At 49.0% G+C, this 20924-nt stretch carries 14 protein-coding genes and 1 riboswitch; of the genes, 1 reads left to right on the forward strand and 13 read right to left on the reverse strand.

Going from position 1 to position 20924, the window contains the following annotated elements; all coding sequences use genetic code 11:
* Positions 1–34 precede the first annotated feature (34 nt).
* Positions 35–2008: a type I pullulanase gene (pulA, locus tag KI362_RS04870; protein WP_301625318.1), complete on the reverse strand. Its 1974-nt coding sequence runs from the start codon at positions 2006–2008 to the stop codon at positions 35–37.
* 547 nt (positions 2009–2555) lie between these two features.
* Positions 2556–3992, reverse strand: coding sequence for an NAD(P)/FAD-dependent oxidoreductase (locus tag KI362_RS04875; RefSeq protein WP_301625320.1), 1437 nt, complete (start codon positions 3990–3992; stop codon positions 2556–2558).
* A 60-nt stretch (positions 3993–4052) separates the two neighbouring features.
* A riboswitch (purine riboswitch) is annotated at positions 4053–4152 on the reverse strand.
* A gap of 253 nt (positions 4153–4405) precedes the next feature.
* Here KI362_RS04875 and KI362_RS04880 point away from each other — a divergent pair.
* Positions 4406–5722: a hemolysin family protein gene (locus KI362_RS04880; protein ID WP_301625321.1), complete on the forward strand. Its 1317-nt coding sequence runs from the start codon at positions 4406–4408 to the stop codon at positions 5720–5722.
* A gap of 199 nt (positions 5723–5921) precedes the next feature.
* On the opposite strand, the gene KI362_RS04885 is transcribed toward KI362_RS04880, so the two are convergent.
* From KI362_RS04885 to KI362_RS04935, 11 genes are all read right to left on the reverse strand, one after another.
* Positions 5922–8660, reverse strand: coding sequence for a carbohydrate-binding protein (locus KI362_RS04885; protein ID WP_301625323.1), 2739 nt, complete (start codon positions 8658–8660; stop codon positions 5922–5924).
* A gap of 26 nt (positions 8661–8686) precedes the next feature.
* Complete coding sequence (locus KI362_RS04890; protein ID WP_301625325.1) at positions 8687–9955, reverse strand: glycoside hydrolase family 125 protein; 1269 nt, start codon at positions 9953–9955, stop codon at positions 8687–8689.
* A gap of 32 nt (positions 9956–9987) precedes the next feature.
* Positions 9988–10875, reverse strand: a complete 888-nt coding sequence (locus KI362_RS04895) for a carbohydrate ABC transporter permease (protein ID WP_044480376.1) — start codon at positions 10873–10875, stop codon at positions 9988–9990.
* Positions 10876–10884: 9 nt separating this feature from the next.
* A complete protein-coding gene (locus KI362_RS04900; RefSeq protein WP_301625780.1) occupies positions 10885–11763 on the reverse strand; it encodes an ABC transporter permease in 879 nt (292 codons plus the stop codon).
* Positions 11764–11862: 99 nt separating this feature from the next.
* On the reverse strand, positions 11863–13521 hold the full coding sequence (locus tag KI362_RS04905; RefSeq protein ID WP_301625327.1) for an extracellular solute-binding protein: 1659 nt from the start codon (positions 13519–13521) through the stop codon (positions 11863–11865).
* Positions 13522–13633: 112 nt separating this feature from the next.
* Positions 13634–15283: a sensor histidine kinase gene (locus tag KI362_RS04910; RefSeq protein ID WP_301625329.1), complete on the reverse strand. Its 1650-nt coding sequence runs from the start codon at positions 15281–15283 to the stop codon at positions 13634–13636.
* Positions 15283–15999: a response regulator transcription factor gene (locus KI362_RS04915; RefSeq protein ID WP_301625332.1), complete on the reverse strand. Its 717-nt coding sequence runs from the start codon at positions 15997–15999 to the stop codon at positions 15283–15285. Before KI362_RS04915 ends, KI362_RS04910 begins: the two co-directional genes overlap by 1 nt.
* A 180-nt stretch (positions 16000–16179) precedes the next feature.
* Entirely contained in the window at positions 16180–17538 is a 1359-nt protein-coding gene (locus KI362_RS04920) for a DUF4129 domain-containing protein (protein WP_301625334.1), read from the reverse strand.
* Positions 17539–17565: 27 nt separating this feature from the next.
* The gene (locus tag KI362_RS04925; protein WP_301625336.1) at positions 17566–18681 is read right to left on the reverse strand and encodes a DUF58 domain-containing protein; all 1116 of its coding nucleotides are present in this window, start codon (positions 18679–18681) and stop codon (positions 17566–17568) included.
* A gap of 15 nt (positions 18682–18696) precedes the next feature.
* Positions 18697–19668, reverse strand: a complete 972-nt coding sequence (locus tag KI362_RS04930) for an AAA family ATPase (RefSeq protein ID WP_301625337.1) — start codon at positions 19666–19668, stop codon at positions 18697–18699.
* A 196-nt stretch (positions 19669–19864) separates the two neighbouring features.
* Positions 19865–20908: a glycoside hydrolase family 130 protein gene (locus KI362_RS04935; RefSeq protein ID WP_301625339.1), complete on the reverse strand. Its 1044-nt coding sequence runs from the start codon at positions 20906–20908 to the stop codon at positions 19865–19867.
* Positions 20909–20924 lie beyond the last annotated feature (16 nt).

Genomic DNA, 20924 nt, shown 5'->3' on the forward strand with positions numbered 1-20924 from the left:
TCCCTTTTCTTTGATTTCTGTGTATTTTTCTAGTTCAACTTATATAGTTACTCGTCCTTAACACAACCATACCAATTCCGTTCACTCGGAGGATCCCCTTGCCCGCATCCAGGGCCTCCACCCATTCGCTGCCATAGCACACTTCCCATGCTCCCAGATCAGGAAGCTTGAGAGACCGGGACTCCGCATTGGCGTTGTAGAGCACATACAGATGGCGTGCAGGATCTCCGCCTGCATGGTTGCGTAAGGTATAAGCTACGGCATGCTCCGGGGCATCTTCAAAGAATAAATGCTCCCGAATCTCTTGAGCTGTCCGCAGCCGGAATGCCGGATGGCTCTTCCGCAGGTGGATCAGGCTGGCCACATACAGCACATCATTTTGATGTTCCGCACACCGCTCCCAATCCAGCCAGTTTACCTGTACCGGAGATTTATAGCTATTCTCATCGCCATTCTTCGTGCGCATAAATTCCTGGCCGGCATGCAGGAACGGGATGCCTTGGCTGGTGAGCACGATCGCCGATGCCAGCCGATGCATCCAGCGGCGCTGCTCCTCCGTCTTCTGGCTCGAAGACAACTGAAGCTTATCCCAAAGGGTGTGGTTATCATGGCATTCGACATAATTTACATTTTGAACCGGTTCCTGAGCAAATTGTCTGATCGAGCCGCCGTAATCAATTCCACCAACAACTCCCCGCTTCACGCCTTCTTCCATTCCGGCTCCCCCGCTAATGAAGCCTTGAGATCCATGAATAAAGGTGCTGCCCTTCACACTATCCCGAAGTCCATCATTGAAATGGGCAATTCGCGGCATTTTCCAGGCATTTCCTTGATGAGCCCTCTGTTCACCCGGCAGCACAGTCTCCATATTCCAGCCTTCACCGATCATTAAGATCGTCGGATCGATCTCGTCCAGCCTGCGGCGGATTTCATTCATCGTTTCCGTATCCATCAGACCCATCAGATCAAAGCGGAAGCCATCCATATGGTACTCCTGAACCCAGTGGACAACAGAATCTACAATGAATTTCCGCATCATTTTACGTTCTGTTGCGCACTCGTTGCCGCAGAACGATCCGTTTGAGAAGGAACCGTCCGCTTGATAGCGGAGATAATATCCTGGAACCAATTTAGTAAAGTTTACAAGGTATCCGTCGTATACATGGTTATAGACTACATCCATGATGACGCGGAGCCCGCGGTCATGCAGCGCCTGAACGCAGCGCTTCAACTCGGTAATCCGGGTTGCCGGCGTATATGGATCTGTTGAATACGAGCCCTCAGGCACGTTGTAATTTTTAGGATCGTAGCCCCAATTGTAATGAGGCAAATGTAGCTTTGTCTCATCAACACTTTGCGTCGAGTAATCATATATAGGAAGCAACTGAACGTGTGTCACGCCAAGCCCGGCAATATAATCAATTCCTGTTGGAATGTCGTTCGGTCCGCGGGTATCCTTTTCCACAAGACCAAGGTACTTGCCAGGATACAGAATTCCGCTGTCCGGATGAGTCGACAGATCGCGAAGATGAAGCTCATAGATTACTGCATCCACTGGTGAATCCAGTTGAGGCTTCTCCATGTTCCAGCCTTTCGGATCCGTACTCCGCAGATCAAGCACTACCGCTCGATCTCCATTGACTCCAACAGCCTTTGCATAAGGATCGGCCGCCTCGTTCCAATCCAACCCTACTCTGACCTTGTAGGTATAATAAATGCCTTTGCAGTCCCCGGTCGCTTCATGCACCCAGGTTCCTTGAATATCACGGGTCATCGGCATTTCTCTGACCGGCCCGTCGTTCCAGTTATTATAGAAGACAATTTTTGCTTCGGACGCAGTCGGCGCCCATAGACGAAAGAAGGTTTTCTCCGGAGAATAAGTTGCCCCTAGATCATTTCCTCCATAATAGAATGCCTCATCAAAAGCAGGATCAAATACGGAAATCCCGTTCGTTACGGCAAGATCGCCATAATCCGTCACTACCTCAAGCTCTTTCTGTACCGACATGTGATCACTCCCCCATGTACAGATGAAGTCTTTTCAATACTCCCACTGTAATCGCTTCCTTGAAAATGGCTTCCGATATATCATATGGCATGGATTCCTTGAAACGTTCCACGGCCTCCGCGCTGAATACAGGGATTTCTCAGGCAGGACAAGCCCTTCCCTCCTGTATGAGCGCATTATATCATCGTTCTTTTCTATAGGTCAATCGTTTGCACAACAGATAATCCCAGTCGGTACATTTGCTCGGGGGGAAGGAGGGGGACTTGCTCTAACGGACATTACGTCTCATTACAGCCCAATAATGATCAGCCCAGAACTGTAACGGACATTTTGGCTGCTAAGAGAGTAGATTTGAGTCAACCGGAGCCGTTTGAGCGTCCTAAGTGCCGAAAATGTCCGTTACCCTCTAAAATGTGTGAAAAAGTCGGCTAAGAGTCTTAAATGTCCGTTAACGAATCCCAGATATTCCATGGCGAGTCCGGGATTATTCCGTTGGCCAATCCAAGATATTGAATCGGTATATTTGCCTGGCCGTCCCTCTCTTCTCTTACAATCCCGCCTGTTCCATCATGCCGCGTGCAATCCAGACCCCGGCTGCGCCGGCCTGAGCGAGGCCGCGCGTAATTCCGGCGCCGTCTCCTCCGCAGTACAGTCCTTGAATTTCCGTCTCCAGAGAAGCTGACAGCTTCGGGCGAGCCGAATAGAATTTAGCCTCCACCCCGTAGAACAGCGTGTGCTCCGAAGCAATCCCCGGTGTAACCCGGTCCAGCGCCTCAACCATTTCAATCAAGCTCTTCATCGTGTTATAAGGAAGGACAAGGCCCAGGTCCCCCGGAACAGCCTCCTTCAAGGTCGGTTCAAGGAAGCCTTCAGCAATACGTCCGGTCGTGGAGCGTCGTCCCCGTAAAATATCTCCATACTTCTGAATAATGACTCCGCCGTTCGACAGATCATTAGCTCTCCGGCAAATTTCCCGTGCGTACTCGTTCGGCTTATCAAACGGATCGGTAAATTTATGAGATACGAGCAGAGCAAAGTTCGTATTTGCAGAGCCCAGTGCAGGGTCTTTATAGGAGTGTCCGTTAGCAGCCATCACGCCGCTATGATTTTCGACAACTACATGCCCGGAAGGATTACTGCAGAATGTACGAACCTGAGTACCCACCGACGTATTAAATATAAATTTCCCCTCATATAGATGCTCATTAATTTCCCGCATAACCACGTCGGATGTCTCAACCCGGACACCCACATCGACTTGATTATTCGTCATTTTCAGGCGGCGACGCTTCAGGATATCCGTCAGCCATGCCGAGCCATCGCGTCCCGGTGCCACCATGACCTGATCGGCTTCATAGGTGTCCCCATTCTTCAGGACAATCCCGCGCACGGTGTATTGATCTTCCGACTTTTCAGTGATCAGGTCCTCTACCTCAGCCTTATAAATCATGTCAACCCGGGTTTTCAGATATTCATATATCGACTTCAAAATCTCCAGGTTCTGCTCCGTCCCCAGATGGCGCACCTCGGCCCGCAATAGCTTCAGCCCGGCAGCATAGCCCCGTTGCTCAATCCCGCGAATGACATCTGTCATCGGATCGGTAATGACCTCTGTAGCCCCATGCTCCAAATTAATGCTATCCACATAACGGATAAGCTCCAGCACCTTCGATGGTGTAATATAATCGGTCAGCCATCCGCCGAATTCCTTGGTAATGTTGAATTTCCCGTCGCTGTACGCCCCGGCACCGCCAAACCCCGCCGTAATAGAGCATGCCGGCAAGCAGCCTGCAAAGTCTTTTTTGCCTGCGGCAGGCGGACAAAGGGTGATTTTCTCTTCAAGAATCGGACAACGTCTGCGGTAGATGTCATGTCCTTTATCCACCAGCAATACCTTCCAATGCGGAGCCTTTCTTGTCAGCTCGTAACAAGCAAAAATTCCGGCAGGTCCAGCCCCAACAACGATCACATCATACTTACTCATACGGTCGCAGTTCCTCCTAAAGATTGATTTTCAGCAAAAAAAATCCCGGCTATGAACAGGTATGCGAAACACCCCGTTCGTAGCCAGGAATTTATGGTTCCTTGTAGAGACCCTCAAACCGTATCTTTGAGGTTATACGAATCGATCAAGCTATTTGTCATTTGTTGCATTACGGATGTAATATTATCTCTAAATGGCGAATAAGTCAACTCTTAAATTTCTTTTCGTTCGTGTTTAACAAGCTTATACGAGCTATTTTTCCATAATAAAATGTATATATCGACAAAACACGAACGTTGTTTAACCTTTTTTGACGTTCTTGCCCGTTCGCTTTCTCTATCCACATGCTATATAATGAGCATATGTTTTTATATTTTAAATATCTTAATCGACAAAAGGAGTAGATGGTAAGAATGGACAGTGACAGGCTTTTGGTATTAAATTTGGTTTTGGTCGTCGTTTTGATCGCCCTGACGGCATTTTTCGTAGCGGTGGAATTCGCTATTGTTCGCGTGCGGGGCAGCAGAGTCGATCAACTCATTGCCGAGGGGCGCAAAAACGCGCTGGCTGTAAAGCAGGTAACCTCCAATCTTGACGGTTATTTGTCGGCATGCCAATTGGGCATAACGATTACAGCACTCGGACTTGGCTGGCTCGGTGAACCGACGGTTGAGCAAATTCTGCACCCGGTGTTCCACAGCCTCCAAATACCTGAAGCAGTAACCGGTATTCTTTCGTTTCTGATCGCATTTATTGTGATCACTTATTTACACGTGGTAGTCGGTGAGCTTGCGCCGAAGACTATCGCAATTCGCAAGGCGGAAGCCGTAGCCATGCTGACGGCAAAACCGCTGATTCTGTTCACCAAGATTATGCGCCCTTTTATCTGGACACTGAATGGCTCCGCCAACCAGCTTGTCAAGCTGATCGGAATCAAGCCGGCTTCTGAGCATGAAGAAGCCCATTCCGAGGAAGAAATTCAGATTATTATCAACGAGAGCTACGAGAGCGGTAAAATCAATCAAAGCGAATATGGCTATGTAAACCGCATTTTCGCATTTGATAATATGCTGGCAAGAGAAATCATGGTTCCCCGTACCGATATGGTATGTCTTTATACCGACAAGACTCGGGATGAGAACCTTGAGATTATCGTGGAGCAGCAATATACAAGATTCCCGGTTATTGAGGAAAACAAGGACAATGTCATTGGTATTATCAACACGAAGCAATTTTTCCTGGCGCTTAGAAACAATCCGGACCTGGATGTCACCTCGATCCTGCAGCCGGTCATGGCTGTATCGGAAGTAACTCCGGTGAACGAGCTCCTGCAGCGGATGCAGAAGGAAGGTACGCATATCGCGATCCTGATTGATGAGTACGGCGGTACGGCAGGCCTGGTGACCATCGAAGACATTCTGGAAGAGATCGTCGGAGAGATTCGGGACGAATTTGATAAAGAGGAAGAGCAGCCTATCGTGCAGTTGGGCGATAATCATGTTATCGTCGATGGCAAGGTGGGTGTCAATCAGATCAATGATCTGCTATTGTCCGAACTGGACACCGAGGACGTGGACACCATCGGCGGTTGGCTGTACGGTACACATCCGGAGATGAACGTCGGGGAGACACTTGAGCATCAGAACCTGATCTTCAAGCTGCTGGACAAAGAGCCTCACCGCTTCAAACGGCTGGAGATCGTCAAGATGATTCCTGAGACAGAGCAATAAGATAAGCTTGATTGGATAGGAGGCTACTCAGTACTGAGTAGCCTTTTCCAGTGTACTACTCCCATATGCACTATTTGGTATACGGCACTTCAATGCAATGGAACAAGGCTCGCACAGGCAGAACGTGCAATTCCGTGCTTTTCATAACAAAACAGGACCGATGCATGGGATGTATCTGCATCGATCCTATAAAGATAGCTTACAGGTTAAGTTTATCCTCTAGCAAAAAGCTGTAGCCACTCGAGTTGTTACCCGAATGATCAACTGACTGTATGGTTATTGTATAGCCTTCATGACCAGACACACCCGGCAGCAGTACCGTCTGTACCCCGCGCTCGACTTCCAGTGTTGCGCCTGTCTGCTGATTGCACAAATACAATGAAATCAGCACCTTGGAACCGTCCAGATCATATGGGCCATCCCAATACAGGCGAACCTGATTGCCATCGAGTACCGCCCTCACATTCTCAACCTCACCTGGAGGCACGGTATCGGTGACTGGCTCTGGCTCCGGTTCTGGCATTGTGAATACCGCTGGATCACCGAACGTATACTTATCCACATTGAACAGCCAATCCGAGCCCTTGAACAGGAAGAATACGACATGCTCACCTGTGACCTGTGTCTCAAGGTCTGCCGAGAACACCTGGAAATTCTGCCAGCCGCTCGTTCCGGTCACCGGAACATTTGCAATGACAGGCCCCTGCATACTGTCAATTCTTACTTCAACTACGCCGCCAGAGGCATCACTGGCTGCTTGAATGTAGAGCTTCTGCGGACTGGTTGCTCCGAAATCCACATAGTTGTACATAGCGTAAGGATTATTAGGCCCATATAATCCTGCAAGATAAGTCTGACCTCCGCCTGTCTCTTTGCCCAGACTAGCAGCATTCGTGTAGTCTTCAGCTTCTATTTTGCCGGAAGCCTCCCACTCTCTGCCCTTGACCGTTGTGAAGTTGAACCAGTCCAGGTTGCAAGGGAAATCATTGCCATCCTTCCCCTTGAATACAAAGTAGACATCATGCACTCCGACAGCCGACTGATCATCCACAATCCCCATCAGACTCACCCAGCTGTTCCAATCATCTAGCGCCGGAACGGGAATCTTGCTGATGACCGGACCTGTCAGACTATCCAGACGAATCTCAACGCTTCCCCCCTGGTGACCACTGGCGGCGAATAACGTAACGCCTGCAGCCCCGCTGCCGAAGTCTATATCCCGATACAGCGCATAGGCTCCGTTCATCACATGATCCACATATGTTCCGCTTCCATTTATGCTCAGGCCTACCCCATCATCCAGGTTCTCGGCCTGCAATTTCGTATAGGCATTACTTCGTGTTGGATCATTCTTCGTGAATTTGAACCAGTTCAGATTAAATAGGTAGTCATCCTGCGTCTTCTTGAACAGGAAATACACATCATGAACGCCCGTAACCTGTACCGGATTCCCCGATTCGTCCTTCAATAAGGCTGCGGCATCCATAAAATTGCTCCAGCCGCCAGTGCCTTCCACCTGAATCGTACCGACGACAGGTCCCGTCAATCCATCCAGCCGAACCTCTATCGTGCCTCCGCCGGTTCCGCTGGAAGCTCGGGCAATTACGCCGGAAGCCCCATCATTGCCGAAATCCACATTTTTATAAGCCGCATAATGTCCATCCTGAACTCCTCCAAGCTGCAGAGAGCCTTCCGGACTTCCTTCTAATACAAAGCCTTTTCCAATGTTATAGGTACGTACTTCAATCTTCTCATACGCATCCCTGGAGACATAGTTCAGGCTTGCTTGCGCAGGAGCGAATACCGTCAGAGCCTGCACAACATTGGAGGCCGTCCATGAATCATAAGTTCCGGATACCTTCTGACCAATCCAATTGCCATCGACAAGGCCATCTGCATTCCGGTGACTCCAGGCCATCTCCGTATTGAAGGCAAGCCAGTCACTCAGTTCCTCGCCAAACTGCAAATGCGCCGCCGAAATTCCACTTCCCTCCAGAGCCGTCAACAGATACGCAAAATTGCGAAGCAAAATGGTCTTGCCGCCCTTTAAATCTACGTTCGGTCCCTCGTAATTAAGCATACCGTTATCGTCCACCTGATGCTCCTTGACGAATTGAGCTGCTTTAATCGCATCGTCCAGGTAGACCACATCGCCCGTTATTTCATATAAACCTACGGCAGCGCCAATGAAGGTTCCCTGATTGTAATGGGTTGCGTGAGGGATAGGACCCGCTACCGGCTCGATCCGGTCAAATATCTTGCCATTGCCATCGGACAGAATTGTCTTGCCCCAGCGATAGATGTCTGTTGCTGCATCCAGATAATGTGAATCACCAGTAATGTTATACAAGAATACGGCAGCTTGGGCGGCCGGGAAATTGACACAGGCATTCTTGGTCACATGCTCACTGTTCAACCACCAGATTCCCCCGCCGAATTCATCGTCCCTCTGGGTATCATACACAAAGTCAAAATAGTATTTCGCTTTGTCCAGATACTTGCTGTCATTCGTGATCTCATAGGCTCTTGCACTGCCCATAGCCCACCACATAATGTCATCATTAAAGGGGTTATCAAGCCAGTCGGAGCCATACTTCGCCACTGCGCCATCAAAGACATCGTCAATCTGGGCGCGAAGCTCCGTCTTTAGCACCGGGTCAGAGGTGTTAAGATACGCATCCATCACCAGCTCCCATAGCTCCGCCTCAATCCAGAAGCTCTGATACGCATCGCCTTGATTCGTATTCTCCCAGAAATACTTTGCTTGCGGGTCCCAGAACTTCTGATTGAAAGCCTTCATTGCCGTATCGGCATCTGTACTTTGATACGCCTTGACCGGAGCTGCACCTCCGCTGAAAAATGAAGTACCAACAAGCGCTAATGCCAGCAGACAACTGGATACTCGGGGGAACAACCATTTACCCTTCTTCCGATTCATTCGCAACCTCCCGGGACTCGTATTATTTATTTCATTTTAATAGCCAGCCCACACAGACTGAGTACAAATTCAACAAACATGGCATTCGACCAGGAGAACCACTCCCGGGTATACTGGTGCGGATCATCCTTATGGAAGCCCTCATGCACAAGATTGGTGCCCGCATCGGAGCGTTCGAAGATGTCCAGTAATGCCTCCTGTTCGGCTGCATCCGTTGAAGTAATGCCTTGAATCGACAAGGCAATATGCCAGATATAATCCTTCGGTGTATGCGGACTTCCGATTCCCCGAGCACAGCTGCCCTGATAGTAATAAGGGTTCCGTTCGCTAAGAATCATACGACGAGTATTCAGATAGATTGGATCGTCCTTCAGGCAGTAATCAAGGTAAGGCAGGGACAGCAGACTGGGAACATTGGCATCATCCATGATATTGATGCCGCCCAATCCATCCACCTCGTAGGCGTACACCTGTCCGAATTCTTGATCCTCAATAAGAGCATAATCTTCAATCCCTTGACGGATTTCTCCCTGCAAGGAGTCAATTAGCGCCGACATGGCTTCATCCTTATAGAACAGCTCATTAATCTCGCGCAAGTAACCCAGGACAACCACCGCAAACATATTGGAAGGAACCAGATAACCATACTCGCAGGCATCATCGCTGGGACGGAAGCCAGACCAGGTCATGCCGGTATAACCGACCTCCCCGGGAAGCGTATTCGTCTTTCCTCCGTTCGGTCGCTCGAACGAATAAGGGGATAATTCGGCATGGCGTTGCTCGACACGCCAGGTTTGCAGAATCAACTCCGCAGCCTGCTTGAATTCTTCGGAGAAATGGTGGGTAACGCCGGTGTTTTTCCAATATAAATAAGCAAGCTGAACCGGATAGCAGAGGGAATCAATCTCATATTTTCGCTCCCAAATCCAGCCTGTCAGTTCCGTGATATCCTGATGATGACCGTGATAATTATCGAACTCGTTGAAGGCATTAGCGTAAGGGTCCCGCAGAATCGATTGACATTGATAGCGGAGCACGCCCTCTATCACTGCTTGCAGTTCGGCATCCTGGCCAGCCGGGATCAGGTAGGGTCTGAGCTGATTAACCGAATCCCTCAGCCACATGGCCGGAATATCTCCGGTAAGCATGAAGACAGTACCATCCTCGTGACGGTGAATCGTCGTCTCCAGCGTATTTTCATAGCAGTTCTTGAACATCGTTACAATCTTCGGTCTATGGCTCATTTTTTGCTCAACCAGTTGTATAATATCGCGTTGGCTTAATCGTTCAGTCATGCGTATTCTCCTTTATCAGTCTTCATTCTCCGCTATTCCTTCACCGAGCCCAGCACAATGCCGTGGATCAAATAGCGTTGAAGGAAGGGATAGATCATCATGATCGGAATCATGGACACCAGAATTTTTGCCGAGTTCAGTGTCGTATTGGAAATTTTATTGTATTGCTGCAATTGCTCCACGGACAGATTTTGCATCTGATCCCGGGTCAGACTGAGCTGCTGCAAATAGGTCTGCAACGGAATCTTGTTCTGATCGTTGATGAGCACAATCCCATCGAAGAAATTGTTCCAGTGCCCGACAATCACGAACAGTGTGATCGTGGCCAGGCTGGGCAAGGATACGGGCAGGAAGATTCGGAGCAATATGGTAAGCGGACCCGCTCCATCCATAAAGGCCGCTTCCTCCAGTTCCTTCGGAATGCCCTTGAAGAAGTTCATCAGCAAAATAACATTAAATACAGGAACTGCTCCCGGGAGCACCAGCGCCCAGATCGTATTAATCAGCTTCAATTCACTGATAACCATATACCAGGGAACGATCCCCCCGCTAAACAGCATCGTGAATATAATGACCCACATGTAAACGTTTCTTGATCTGAATTGACCTACACTTCTCGACAATGGATAAGCCATCAGAATGGTCAGCACCATATTTATGGCTCCGCCGAGAACCACACGTTCCACTGAGATCAGAAAGGAACCCCAGAACTTGGTATCGTTCAAGATTTTCTCGTAGGATGAGAAATTAATGTCGATCGGCACAAAATTCACTCGTCCTGCATTGACCGCCGTACTGCTGCTAATCGAGATGCTGATTGTATTGAGTAGCGGCGCCAGCGACATGAACGCGATAATAATTAACAAGGTCGTGATGATGACGTTAACAAGTCTTGATGCCAAGGTTTGCGACTGTACCATATAGTCCTCCTAGAAAATCCTGTACCCGGCGTATTTGGAAGCCAGCTTATAAGAGATGATGATGAGCACAAAGCTGATGGCCGATTTCATTAATCCGATAGCCGTAGCAAATGAGTATTGCATGTTGATCAGACCCATTCGATAGACAAATGTATCAATGATATCTCCTGTCTCATAGACCAGCGGGTTATACATGTTGAATACCTGGTCAAAGCCTGCGTTAAGCACATTGCCTAAGCTAAGCGTGCCCAGCAGCACAATGGTCGGGAAAATGCCCGGCAGGGTGATGTGAAGCATCTGCTTCCATCGGTTCGCTCCATCCAGAGCCGCCGATTCATATAGGGCAGGATTAATGGCTGTCAGTGCCGCCAGATAAATGATTGTGCCGTAGCCAAACTCCTTCCAGGTATCCGTGAAAATCAGCAATGGCCGGAACCAGGTGTTACTTGCCAGGAACATGATTCGTTCCATTCCCAGCCATTCCAGCAAATTGTTCACCATGCCATCATAAGAGAAGATCATCGTCAGCATTGTCCCCAGAACGACCCAGGACATAAAGTGCGGAAGATATACGATCGTCTGGACGGTACTCTTGAACACCTTTAGCCGAACCTCATGCAGCAGCAGTGCGAAAATGATCGGGACAATCAATCCCAGGACAATTTTCCCGACTGCAATAACCACCGTGTTGATGAAAATTTGCGTACTGTCCGGAAGCTGGAACATATACGTAAAATTGTCCAGCCCTACCCAAGGGGATCTACTGATCCCCTTGGCAGGAATGAACCGCTGAAATGCCATGACAGCACCGAACATAGGAACAATCGAGAAGATGAACAACATGATCATGCCTGGAAGCAGCATCGCATGATAGGCGAGCCCATTCATCCGTTTCCGGATGCGGCTGTTCCGCAGTGGTATTTGCGTTTTGTGTGTTAATTCAGTTTCGGTCTGAGCCATGCTTATCACATCCTGCGTTCAAAGTCATTAACCATTGATTTCCGCCAAAATCTCGTCTCCGCCTGTGCGGTGCCAGGTCTCAACGAACTTGTCGAACTCGCTGATCGGCGCTTCGCCCATAATAATCTTCAGGATGGTTTCCTCCTCCATCTTCTCCAAGTTGGCCCACTTGAGCTTCATCGTCTCCGTCGTGCCATAGAATCCGCCAAGAATGACTTCAAGGTTCGGGTTATTGGCTTCACGCTGTCCTTCAATACGCGAGATATATTCTCCGTACGTATTCACATCAACGTCATTGCCCTTTTCCTTGAATTCCTGATATGCGCGAAGGGATACGATACGGTCAGCCTGGATGATGGACTCATCGCCAGCTTCGTCAGCCTTGATAATATCCTCGTAGTATCTTTTTAGAACATCGTTATAGTCAACCTGCATTGGAATTTGTGTCGGGTCATTGTTCCAGCGGCTGTTGTCTGTCAAAAGCTCATCCGGATGCTCCTTTTTGTAGTTCACTGCATCATCTGTCAAGGAATATAAGAAATCGGTTGTCAGGTTAATTGACTTCATGATCGCTTCCGGATGTGGATAGCTCTTCTTCACAACTACAATTCCGCCCCCAACCGGGTCCTGACGAATGGTCTTGAACTTGCCATTGTCATCCACAGGAGCCGATACCGCTACCCATTCAGCCTCGGGCGTTTGCTTGATCGAGTCTTTATAGTTCGTATAGCCGATCCACCAAGGGTTGAACAGCATGCCCACCTTACCGTCGATTACTAAAGCTTCCTTCTCTTCATTGGAACGAATAACGAACTGCTTGTCGATCAGACCTTCCTTGTAACGATCGCTCAAATCCTGAAGTGCTTCCTTCATTTCAGGCTGTACAGAGCCATACACAACCTTGCCTTCTTCATTTGTGATCCATTGGGTCGGGAAGGCATTGTACACTGCGAACACCGGAGAGAAGTTCATCGCGTTCTGATCCATAACGAAGCCGCCAGTTTCCCCTGTTCCTGAGACATCCTTCTCAATAAAGGTCCGTGCCAGATTCCACACATCATCCAGAGTCTTAGGAAGCTCTGCGCCTACTTTATCCACCCAGTCCTTTCTCACCCACAGCAGCTGATGCTGGTTACCGATGTTGGTCATTGGCAGACCCATAATCTTGCCATCCACTGTCACCTGATCAAGCAGCAAATCACCATAGGAGCTGTAGAATTCCTTTACACCACTTGAGGCTGTCTTCTCATATACCTCGGTCATATCAGCAATTAGATCGTTATCAACCAACTGATTGAACAATTCACGGTCAACCAGCATAACATCCGGCAAATCTGAAGTTGTCATAGACAGGGACAGCTTTTGCTTCATGTCATCTGTCTCCCAGGCTACCTTCGCTCTAACATTGACTCTGCTCTCTACATAGCGCGTAGCCAGGTTGTTCTCAATCGTGTCGCCTTCAGGCAAATTGTTCACATGGTTGGTGTGACGGCCAATCGTAAATTCAACGGTCTCATCATATTTTCCATAAGGCTCATAATTGACCCCGGAATCTGTCGAGGCGTTCCCCCCGGAAGTGCTCCCTCCAGAAGCATTGCCGCTATTACTGCCTCCACCGCAGCCGCTGACTGCCAGCATACTGAGGCAAATAGAAAGAGCCAAAGCCAGTTTCCACTTTTTCTTCATGTCACTAACCCCTTTATCAGTTGATGCCCTAATTGTAATCGGTTTCAAAAGAGGTTCCTATGCAACGTTTTTTTGATTTATAGCAAGATTTATATCCCTTTTCCAAACCCGCTCATACAGACCTGTACTCTGCATCATAAGGAAGACGAATGATCACCGAAGTCCCTACCATGGCTTCACTAATCAGCTCCAGCCCATAGGCAGAGCCATAATATAGCTTGATGCGTTCATTAACATTGCGAATCCCATATCCGCTGCTCTCTGCAAGCAACAGCCTTTGCTGCTGTGTCACAGACATGCCCATCCCATTATCCGTTACCTTCAAAAAGAGGGCATCATGCTCTGCATGAACAGAGATCACCAATTGATGCTCGTCCTCTCCCGGCTCTGCAAAGCCATGCTTGATCGCATTCTCCACGATCGGCTGCAAAATGAAGTGAATAATGCGATATTCGAGCAGCTCGTCGTCAATCTGATAGTCCACTTCAAAGCTGCCGTCATGCAGTATCAGCTGCAAATCAATATAAGCCTTAATATTCTCAAGCTCATCCTGAATCGTTACCTGCTTCTTCCCTTTATTCAAGGCCGTCCGATAGAACTTGGCCAGAGCGTTAACCATATAGCCAGTCTCGATATCCTGCTTCTTGACCGCTCTCCAATTAATAAAGGACAGGGTATTGTATAGAAAATGCGGGTTGATCTGGGCGATAAGCTGGTTGTATTCACTTTCTTTCTTGGAAATTTCCGCTCGATATACTCGACTGATCAGGTCATTAATGCGTTGCAGCATCTTCCCGATTCCATTCGTCAATTCCCCAAATTCATCTCTGGAATGGCTCTGGATGATGATCCCCAGATTGTTCTGCTCCACCTTGTCTACTTTGTTTTTCAGATGAACAATCCGTCGTGTAAAGCTGCTGGAGAAAATGTAGATCAGGCTGAATGTGATCAATAGACTTAATAAAATGACAAAAAAGGTGATCTGAAAAAACGTTAACGCATTCTTGTAAGCATTGGCATGGGATACTGAAAAGTTCAGAGTCCAGTCATTATTGTTCAGACTCTTCTGCAATTCCGTTGTCCGTTCAGACCGCATAAGCTGATCGCTCGTCTCCGGAAAGATCAACTCCTGCTGATCATTCCGAATAGAGACCGCGATATGATCGGAGATTCCCTCCAGACTGGAGAAGATGCTGTCATAGCTAATGGAGATGACCATATAGCTGCTTGTCTTTCGATTGCCAATTAGTTGTTGCAGCAAATACACCTGCTTGTCATATACAATCCAGCGCGTACTGTCATTCTGATCGAACCAGGGCTTGTTCTGTAAATCACTTAGCGGGTGAATATCGCCCCGAATACCCAACAAATCGCCCGAGGTGTAAAATTCGACCTCTTCAATATCACTATCCATGAACTTGATCTGCGAGATTATCGGGTCCAGCACATCGCGAAAATCCAAATAAATATTAAAGTAGTTGTCCTCGTAGTTCTTCAGAAAAATCCGGGAGAACTCGCGGTTCAATACGATAAACTCACTAAGCATATTGTAGCGATTGATCTTGTAATCGAGAATATTTACCGTCTGTTCCAGACTGGACGTAGCTTCGCTGTTCATTTCTTTCATCTGAATATTGTAGGATTGCGAGAAGGATAAGATCCCCAATAGCAGGATTGGAATTAGTGCGATGATAAGGTGGGATAGCAGCAGCTTGTCACGAAATTTCAGGTCATTGAACACGCCTTTAATCAGCCTGATCATTAAGCATCAGCCTTTCTGTACTGAGCAGGGCTAACACCAAATTTCGTCTTGAACAGCTTGCAAAAGTACGAGGGGTTATCAATGCCTACGAATTCGGCAATATCGTTAATCTTCATATTGGATTGACTGAGCAAATAATTGGCCTTACGCAACCGATAATCCGTCAAATACTTGGAGAAATTCACACCGGTCTCTTTTTTGAACAGAATGCTCAAATACCCCGGAGAGAGATATACCTCATTGGCCGCATCTGATAATGAGATATTCTGTTGAAAATGATTCTTTACAAAGTCCTTTACCTGCTGAATCACCTTGGATTCCTCTGTAGTTCTGTCCGGTTCCACAAAGGCCTTCACTTCTGAAATCTCCTCCAGCACTTCCAGAAATTCATCGTGAATTAGAGGCTTTAACAAATAGTTAACTACCCCGAGCTTGATCGCACTTCTTGCATATTCAAATTCCCCATAGCCGCTGCAAATCACAATCTTTAAATTCTCCTGTACCTTTCTAGCCACCTGGCACAATTCAATGCCGTTCATTAATGGCATCTTCACATCCGTAATCAGGATGTCGATGCTGTTGCGGTTCAATATCTTCTCCGCTGCCTGACCATTCTCTGCCTCCAGAATGCGGAAAGGAAATTTATGCTGTTCAATCAAATTTTTGATTCCTTCTCTCTCTGTGCTTTCGTCGTCAACCACCAATACGTTCATCATACAATCGCCCCCAGAAGATAATGTGAAATTAGAGTTTAATACCAGGTCTCACCTTAAGTTAAGCGCTTTCAGTTGATATAGCATATTATATATTTATTTGTATAATGAAACCATAATAGGAGGCCTCTCATTCAGGCCTCCTGCTCTATTGGCAATCACGTCATGCCATCTATACGGTCGCTACGGCTGTATCTTATCTTTAAGCAATTTAACTTCTTCATCTCCAGGCTGCCGATCACCATAGCGTACCCGGTAATACGCCTCCAGAAGGGGCTCCATTACATCGCGGTTCGTGTACGCCGCTGAAGTTCGTCTTCCTTTTCCATCAGTCAATGATACCCGCCGCCGAAGCTCCTGCTCCTGCTCTCTCGGCGTGAGCGAGAGTTGCTGCGATAGTCCTCTCGCTTCATCCAACTGCCGTTGCTTTCGATAGAGGTAGCGGATCCGATCCCGATTATCGCGAAGCTTATCCCAGGCCTCCCCTTGCTTGAAAAGGCGTGCGGTCCATTTGCCCGCCCATTGTCCCCGGTTCTTTCCTGCCTTCCCCCGGATGGTGAGACGAACTTCTTCATCCTCATATTCCTGCCTGGCAGGCTCTATCCCCTTGCGCAGGAAAAATTTCTTTAACATGCGCAGCAGCCTGGACAACGTTGGACCCGCATATTTATAGATTCCGTATCCTATTAGAGCAAGCACTAGCAGGAACAACACTCCTGCAACGATATTGTAGAGAATGTCCAGCACTTGGGATAACCAGCCTGGCGGTCCCGTCTCCTCCGGCAATACCATTTCAGCAGGCGGACCCTGCGAAGAAGGCGGCTCCGGTTCATTTGCCGGCTCATCCGATGGGCGCAGCAGCCACTGCACGATTCTCCTCAATAAGCCTAACAGCAAATTTCCCGCCCAACGCCCAGCACCAGCAGCCAGTAATAGCGCCACTACAAAAATAGATACAATCCATACGGTATTGTAGCGGCGCACTCCTTTGGGAATTGCGCTTTTCTCTGAACTAGAGGCAAGCGAACTGTAATTCAGAAATTGCCGGTTTGTGGTGAACAACAGGATGGCCAGGCTGAGAATTCCGCATACGGTCACTATCGGTATATTTTCCGAGAGCTTCTCGAAACGCGGAAAGGCTATCCCGGCTATAAAGTAGATGGTGATCCCAATCCAATACAGCTTCAACCGATTATCCCTGCTCGGAGCAGTCATGGCCTGCATAGCCAGAATACCTCCAAGAACCGCATGAAGAACAGGATTGCCGCCCGAAAAAATCACTAGCCCTGCATAACCCAGACCCAGCAAAAGTGCCGCAAGTGCCTGTTTCCATCTAACTCTGAGTCCCAGCACATACCCTCCTGCCCCAAGCAAAGAGACTACAGGGAGCAGCCAGACTGCGGGCCAAGAGTAGTATTCCGGAACCGTGTAGGTGTATATAAGGAGCGCTAAGGGCAGAAAAAATAAATTTTCTGTTAAAGCGGTTATCCAGCCCCGAAACCATGCGGACATGCCACGACGAATACGGATAAAGTTATTCATATCCCACCTCAGATTCACATTCGGCCATTATGCGTTTCCTCCTTCATGAGCGGGAGGCGCTTCCTGCCCCGGCTTACCCGGTAATTCGGGGATATCCATCCATTCTACTCCATTTCCCAGCTGCTCCAGCTTTCTCACGACCTCCTGGAGCTTCTCGCCACGGTGACAGGATATAATTAAATAATCCATATCCGTAGTCCCCAGCTCCACTTCTTCTTCAAGAAGCTTCACCATTGATACAGTACGCTCCAGTATCAGGCCCGCCATAGTCTCAAGCAGCCATTCCTGCTGTCCTGCATGTCCGGACGGTCCAATTCGGACGGAATCCCGTTCTCTCCCCTGAACCCATCCGTTGCATAGCATCCCGGTCTCAATGCCGTTCTCCAAAGCATAAGCGGCAACAGACACTGCATAACGGATACCCAGCTCAATGCGTTCCGGCTCTAGAATGGTACGCCACATGGATTCCGCTGATTCCACGTTCAGACAGATCATCAGCCGATGATCCGCGGTGTATCCGCGTTGATGCACCTGAAGACTTCCTGTTCGAGCCGTTGCCTTCCAATTGACACTTCGAAGCGTGTCTCCGGAACGAAAAGCACGCGTTCCCTGAATCAGAAAGGGATCCTCAACAATCCATCGCCGTACAGCCAGATTTCCGAGCCAGCTGTGATTCGGGAGCGGCAGCTCGGGAATGGCAAGAATCTGCGGATATACAAGCAGCTTCAAATTCAAGGTGAACTGCTTCGCTTTCGAGCTGAGACCCAGGGGATCCCCTCCAGTCATCGTTGCCGTCTCCAGCGAATAATGACCACGTCTTACGCAAGTCAGCCGATGTCTCCGGGTAATTTGTCTGTAAGATCTCAGATGAAACAGGCTGACATGATTCTGATAGATATTCCCTTCGGACACCCCCAGGTTGTCCTGCTCTCCGAATCGAAGAGCCACAGGCATGCTGGACTCCAAACGAAGCCAGGGCAGCGGCAGCAGCTTGGCATTGGAGATAACCTCCACCATATCCAGGGATTCATGCTCAAATATTCTCTGCTTAGAAAAAGTACGGGAATAAGCAATTCCTTTCAGCCCCCACTGGTCATAAACCAGGATCAGAAGGCCTGAAATCAGCAGAATGCTGATGATCATCCAGGTAAGCATGGATCAGTCCACCTGCTTCCCCTTTGCATTCTCCTCCGCAGGTACCGTTACTTCGTTTAAGATCTGGCGAATGATACCTGCTTCTCTGGATTCCCCCAGATTGAGGCCTTGCCGCAGCAATAGACGATGTGCCAGCACCGGAACAGCAATAGCTTTAATATCATCCGGTACAACATAGTCTCTGCCTTGAACGAACGCATAGCCTTTGGCGGCACGTAGAAGAGCTCCGCTTGCACGAGGGCTTGCCCCCAGACGCACCTCCGGATGCTTGCGGGTCGCTTCGGTAAGAGCCACGATATAACCCAACAGATCCCGGGTCACATGAACCTCCGAGGCTCTCTGCTGAGCTTCCGAAATCTCCTTGGCGGAGGCTGCAGGAGTCAATTCCAGCAGCGGATTATGACTGCTATAACGCTCTAAAATATCAATGCCTTCCTGATGGCTCGGATACCCCATAGTGATCCGCATCAGGAATCGGTCCAGCTGAGCTTCCGGCAAGGGGAAGGTTCCCTGATTATCAATCGGATTCTGAGTCGCCATGACAAAAAATGCGCCTGCAAGCTCATGGGTTACACCATCAATAGTAACCTGACGCTCCTCCATGCATTCAAGCAGACTGGACTGTGTTCGCGGGGTTGCCCGGTTGATCTCGTCTGCAAGCAGGACCTCTGTGAACAGGGGGCCGGGCCGAAATTCAAACTCTCCTGATTTTTGATTGTAGAAATTAATTCCGCTCAAATCAGAGGGCAGCAGGTCCGGGGTGAACTGAATACGCCGGAATGATCCGTCCATCGAACGAGCAAGCGCTTTCGCAAGCAGCGTCTTGCCCGTACCGGGTACATCCTCAAGCAGCACATGTCCGTTACCCAGCAAGGCCGCCAGCAGCAGGTCGATCACCTCTTCTTTGCCTACGATCACTTGAGCGATATTAGTGCGAATTCGTCTTGCCATCTCCATAGCATCCTGCATCTTCATGTAGACTGGCACCGCCTTTATGTAATTTTGGTCTATCTAGTTATATATTAATCATATCAAAAAAGTAGAGGTGGACCCAAACGCATTACTTCAACTCATATAGCATTACTAAAAAAAGAGCCGAGCAGGGTGCCGTGGCTTCCCTGTCTCGACTCTTCTTTCGTGTTTCATTTGCTGTTCATTGCATTATGAGAGTCTATAGCAACGTACTAAAGATATCCTCCAACGGAATATCCGCGAACGCCATCACTTCATCTGCCGCTCCATAGTACATACGGATGGTATCTCCGTTCACTAATGCCCCGCAAGAGAAGACAACCCCGCCGAAAAATCCCTTCACCTCATAATCCGCCTCGGGTTCCAAGAATGGACGGGACGAACGGGCGAGCACGATCCCCGGATCGTTCAGATCGAGCAATGCCGCTCCCATACAATAACGATGCTTGGAGTCTGCTCCATGATACAGCACCAGCCAGCCGCGTTCTGTCCGGATTGGGACTGCGCCGCCGCCCATCCGGGCTGAATCCCAGCCCTGCTCGCCCAGTCCCATCAAGAAACGATGGTTACCCCAATGAATCAGATCCGGCGATTCTGCAATCCATATCTCGGGGGCCCCGAACGACTTCGGCACGGGACGGTGCATGGCAACATACTTGCCGTTAATCCGCTCGGGGAACAACATGACATCCTTGTTCTCAGGCGCCAGCATCATGCCGTGCTTTTTGAAGCTGCGAAAATCCTTCGTCTCGGCCAACCCTGCGCCCACGCCCCGGCTAGAGGCCGAGCTGTACGTGATATAATACGTATCTCCGATCTGGGTTACCCGGGGATCTTCGATCCCCCAGGCTTCCAGCTCATGCTCCGGGAACAGCGCCGGCTCGCGCTCAATCTCGAAGTGCACGCCATCCCTGCTTCGTGCTACCCGAAGATGGGATATCGAAGTCAGCATCACCGTTTGCCCGTTTACCGCCACAAACCGGGAATCCGAGAAATCATAACGGGAATCGGATTTATCGTAATGGTGCACGACCACCTTGCCATCTGCATCCAGCAAAGGAACAAGCACCTCGTCCTCCCGCTCAGAGACCGGCGCCTCAGCTACGCGCAGCAACAGGATGGTGTCCTCCCCAACCTTTGCAACACCGGCATTAAACGCACCTAATACTTTAAAATCGGGCCGTGAAGGAGCTACATCTTCGGTCCGGATCACCGGATTTTTCTCACAGCGATATACGTTCATTTTCCCAAATCTCTCC

Origin of the sequence: Paenibacillus apis, assembly GCF_018333295.1 — a bacterium.
GTDB classification, from domain to species: Bacteria; Bacillota; Bacilli; order Paenibacillales; family Paenibacillaceae; genus Fontibacillus; species Fontibacillus antibioticophila.

What these genes read in the sequence shown, in the direction of transcription:
- pulA (WP_301625318.1), bottom strand. Translation starts at nt 2,008, where the DNA reads ATGTCGGTACAGAAAGAGCTTGAGGTAGTGACGGATTATGGCGATCTT.
- KI362_RS04875 (WP_301625320.1), bottom strand. Translation starts at nt 3,992, where the DNA reads ATGAGTAAGTATGATGTGATCGTTGTTGGGGCTGGACCTGCCGGAATT.
- KI362_RS04880 (WP_301625321.1), top strand. Translation starts at nt 4,406, where the DNA reads ATGGACAGTGACAGGCTTTTGGTATTAAATTTGGTTTTGGTCGTCGTT.
- KI362_RS04885 (WP_301625323.1), bottom strand. Translation starts at nt 8,660, where the DNA reads ATGAATCGGAAGAAGGGTAAATGGTTGTTCCCCCGAGTATCCAGTTGT.
- KI362_RS04890 (WP_301625325.1), bottom strand. Translation starts at nt 9,955, where the DNA reads ATGACTGAACGATTAAGCCAACGCGATATTATACAACTGGTTGAGCAA.
- KI362_RS04895 (WP_044480376.1), bottom strand. Translation starts at nt 10,875, where the DNA reads ATGGTACAGTCGCAAACCTTGGCATCAAGACTTGTTAACGTCATCATC.
- KI362_RS04900 (WP_301625780.1), bottom strand. Translation starts at nt 11,763, where the DNA reads ATGAATGGGCTCGCCTATCATGCGATGCTGCTTCCAGGCATGATCATG.
- KI362_RS04905 (WP_301625327.1), bottom strand. Translation starts at nt 13,521, where the DNA reads ATGAAGAAAAAGTGGAAACTGGCTTTGGCTCTTTCTATTTGCCTCAGT.
- KI362_RS04910 (WP_301625329.1), bottom strand. Translation starts at nt 15,283, where the DNA reads ATGATCAGGCTGATTAAAGGCGTGTTCAATGACCTGAAATTTCGTGAC.
- KI362_RS04915 (WP_301625332.1), bottom strand. Translation starts at nt 15,999, where the DNA reads ATGATGAACGTATTGGTGGTTGACGACGAAAGCACAGAGAGAGAAGGA.
- KI362_RS04920 (WP_301625334.1), bottom strand. Translation starts at nt 17,538, where the DNA reads ATGAATAACTTTATCCGTATTCGTCGTGGCATGTCCGCATGGTTTCGG.
- KI362_RS04925 (WP_301625336.1), bottom strand. Translation starts at nt 18,681, where the DNA reads ATGATCATCAGCATTCTGCTGATTTCAGGCCTTCTGATCCTGGTTTAT.
- KI362_RS04930 (WP_301625337.1), bottom strand. Translation starts at nt 19,668, where the DNA reads ATGAAGATGCAGGATGCTATGGAGATGGCAAGACGAATTCGCACTAAT.
- KI362_RS04935 (WP_301625339.1), bottom strand. Translation starts at nt 20,908, where the DNA reads ATGAACGTATATCGCTGTGAGAAAAATCCGGTGATCCGGACCGAAGAT.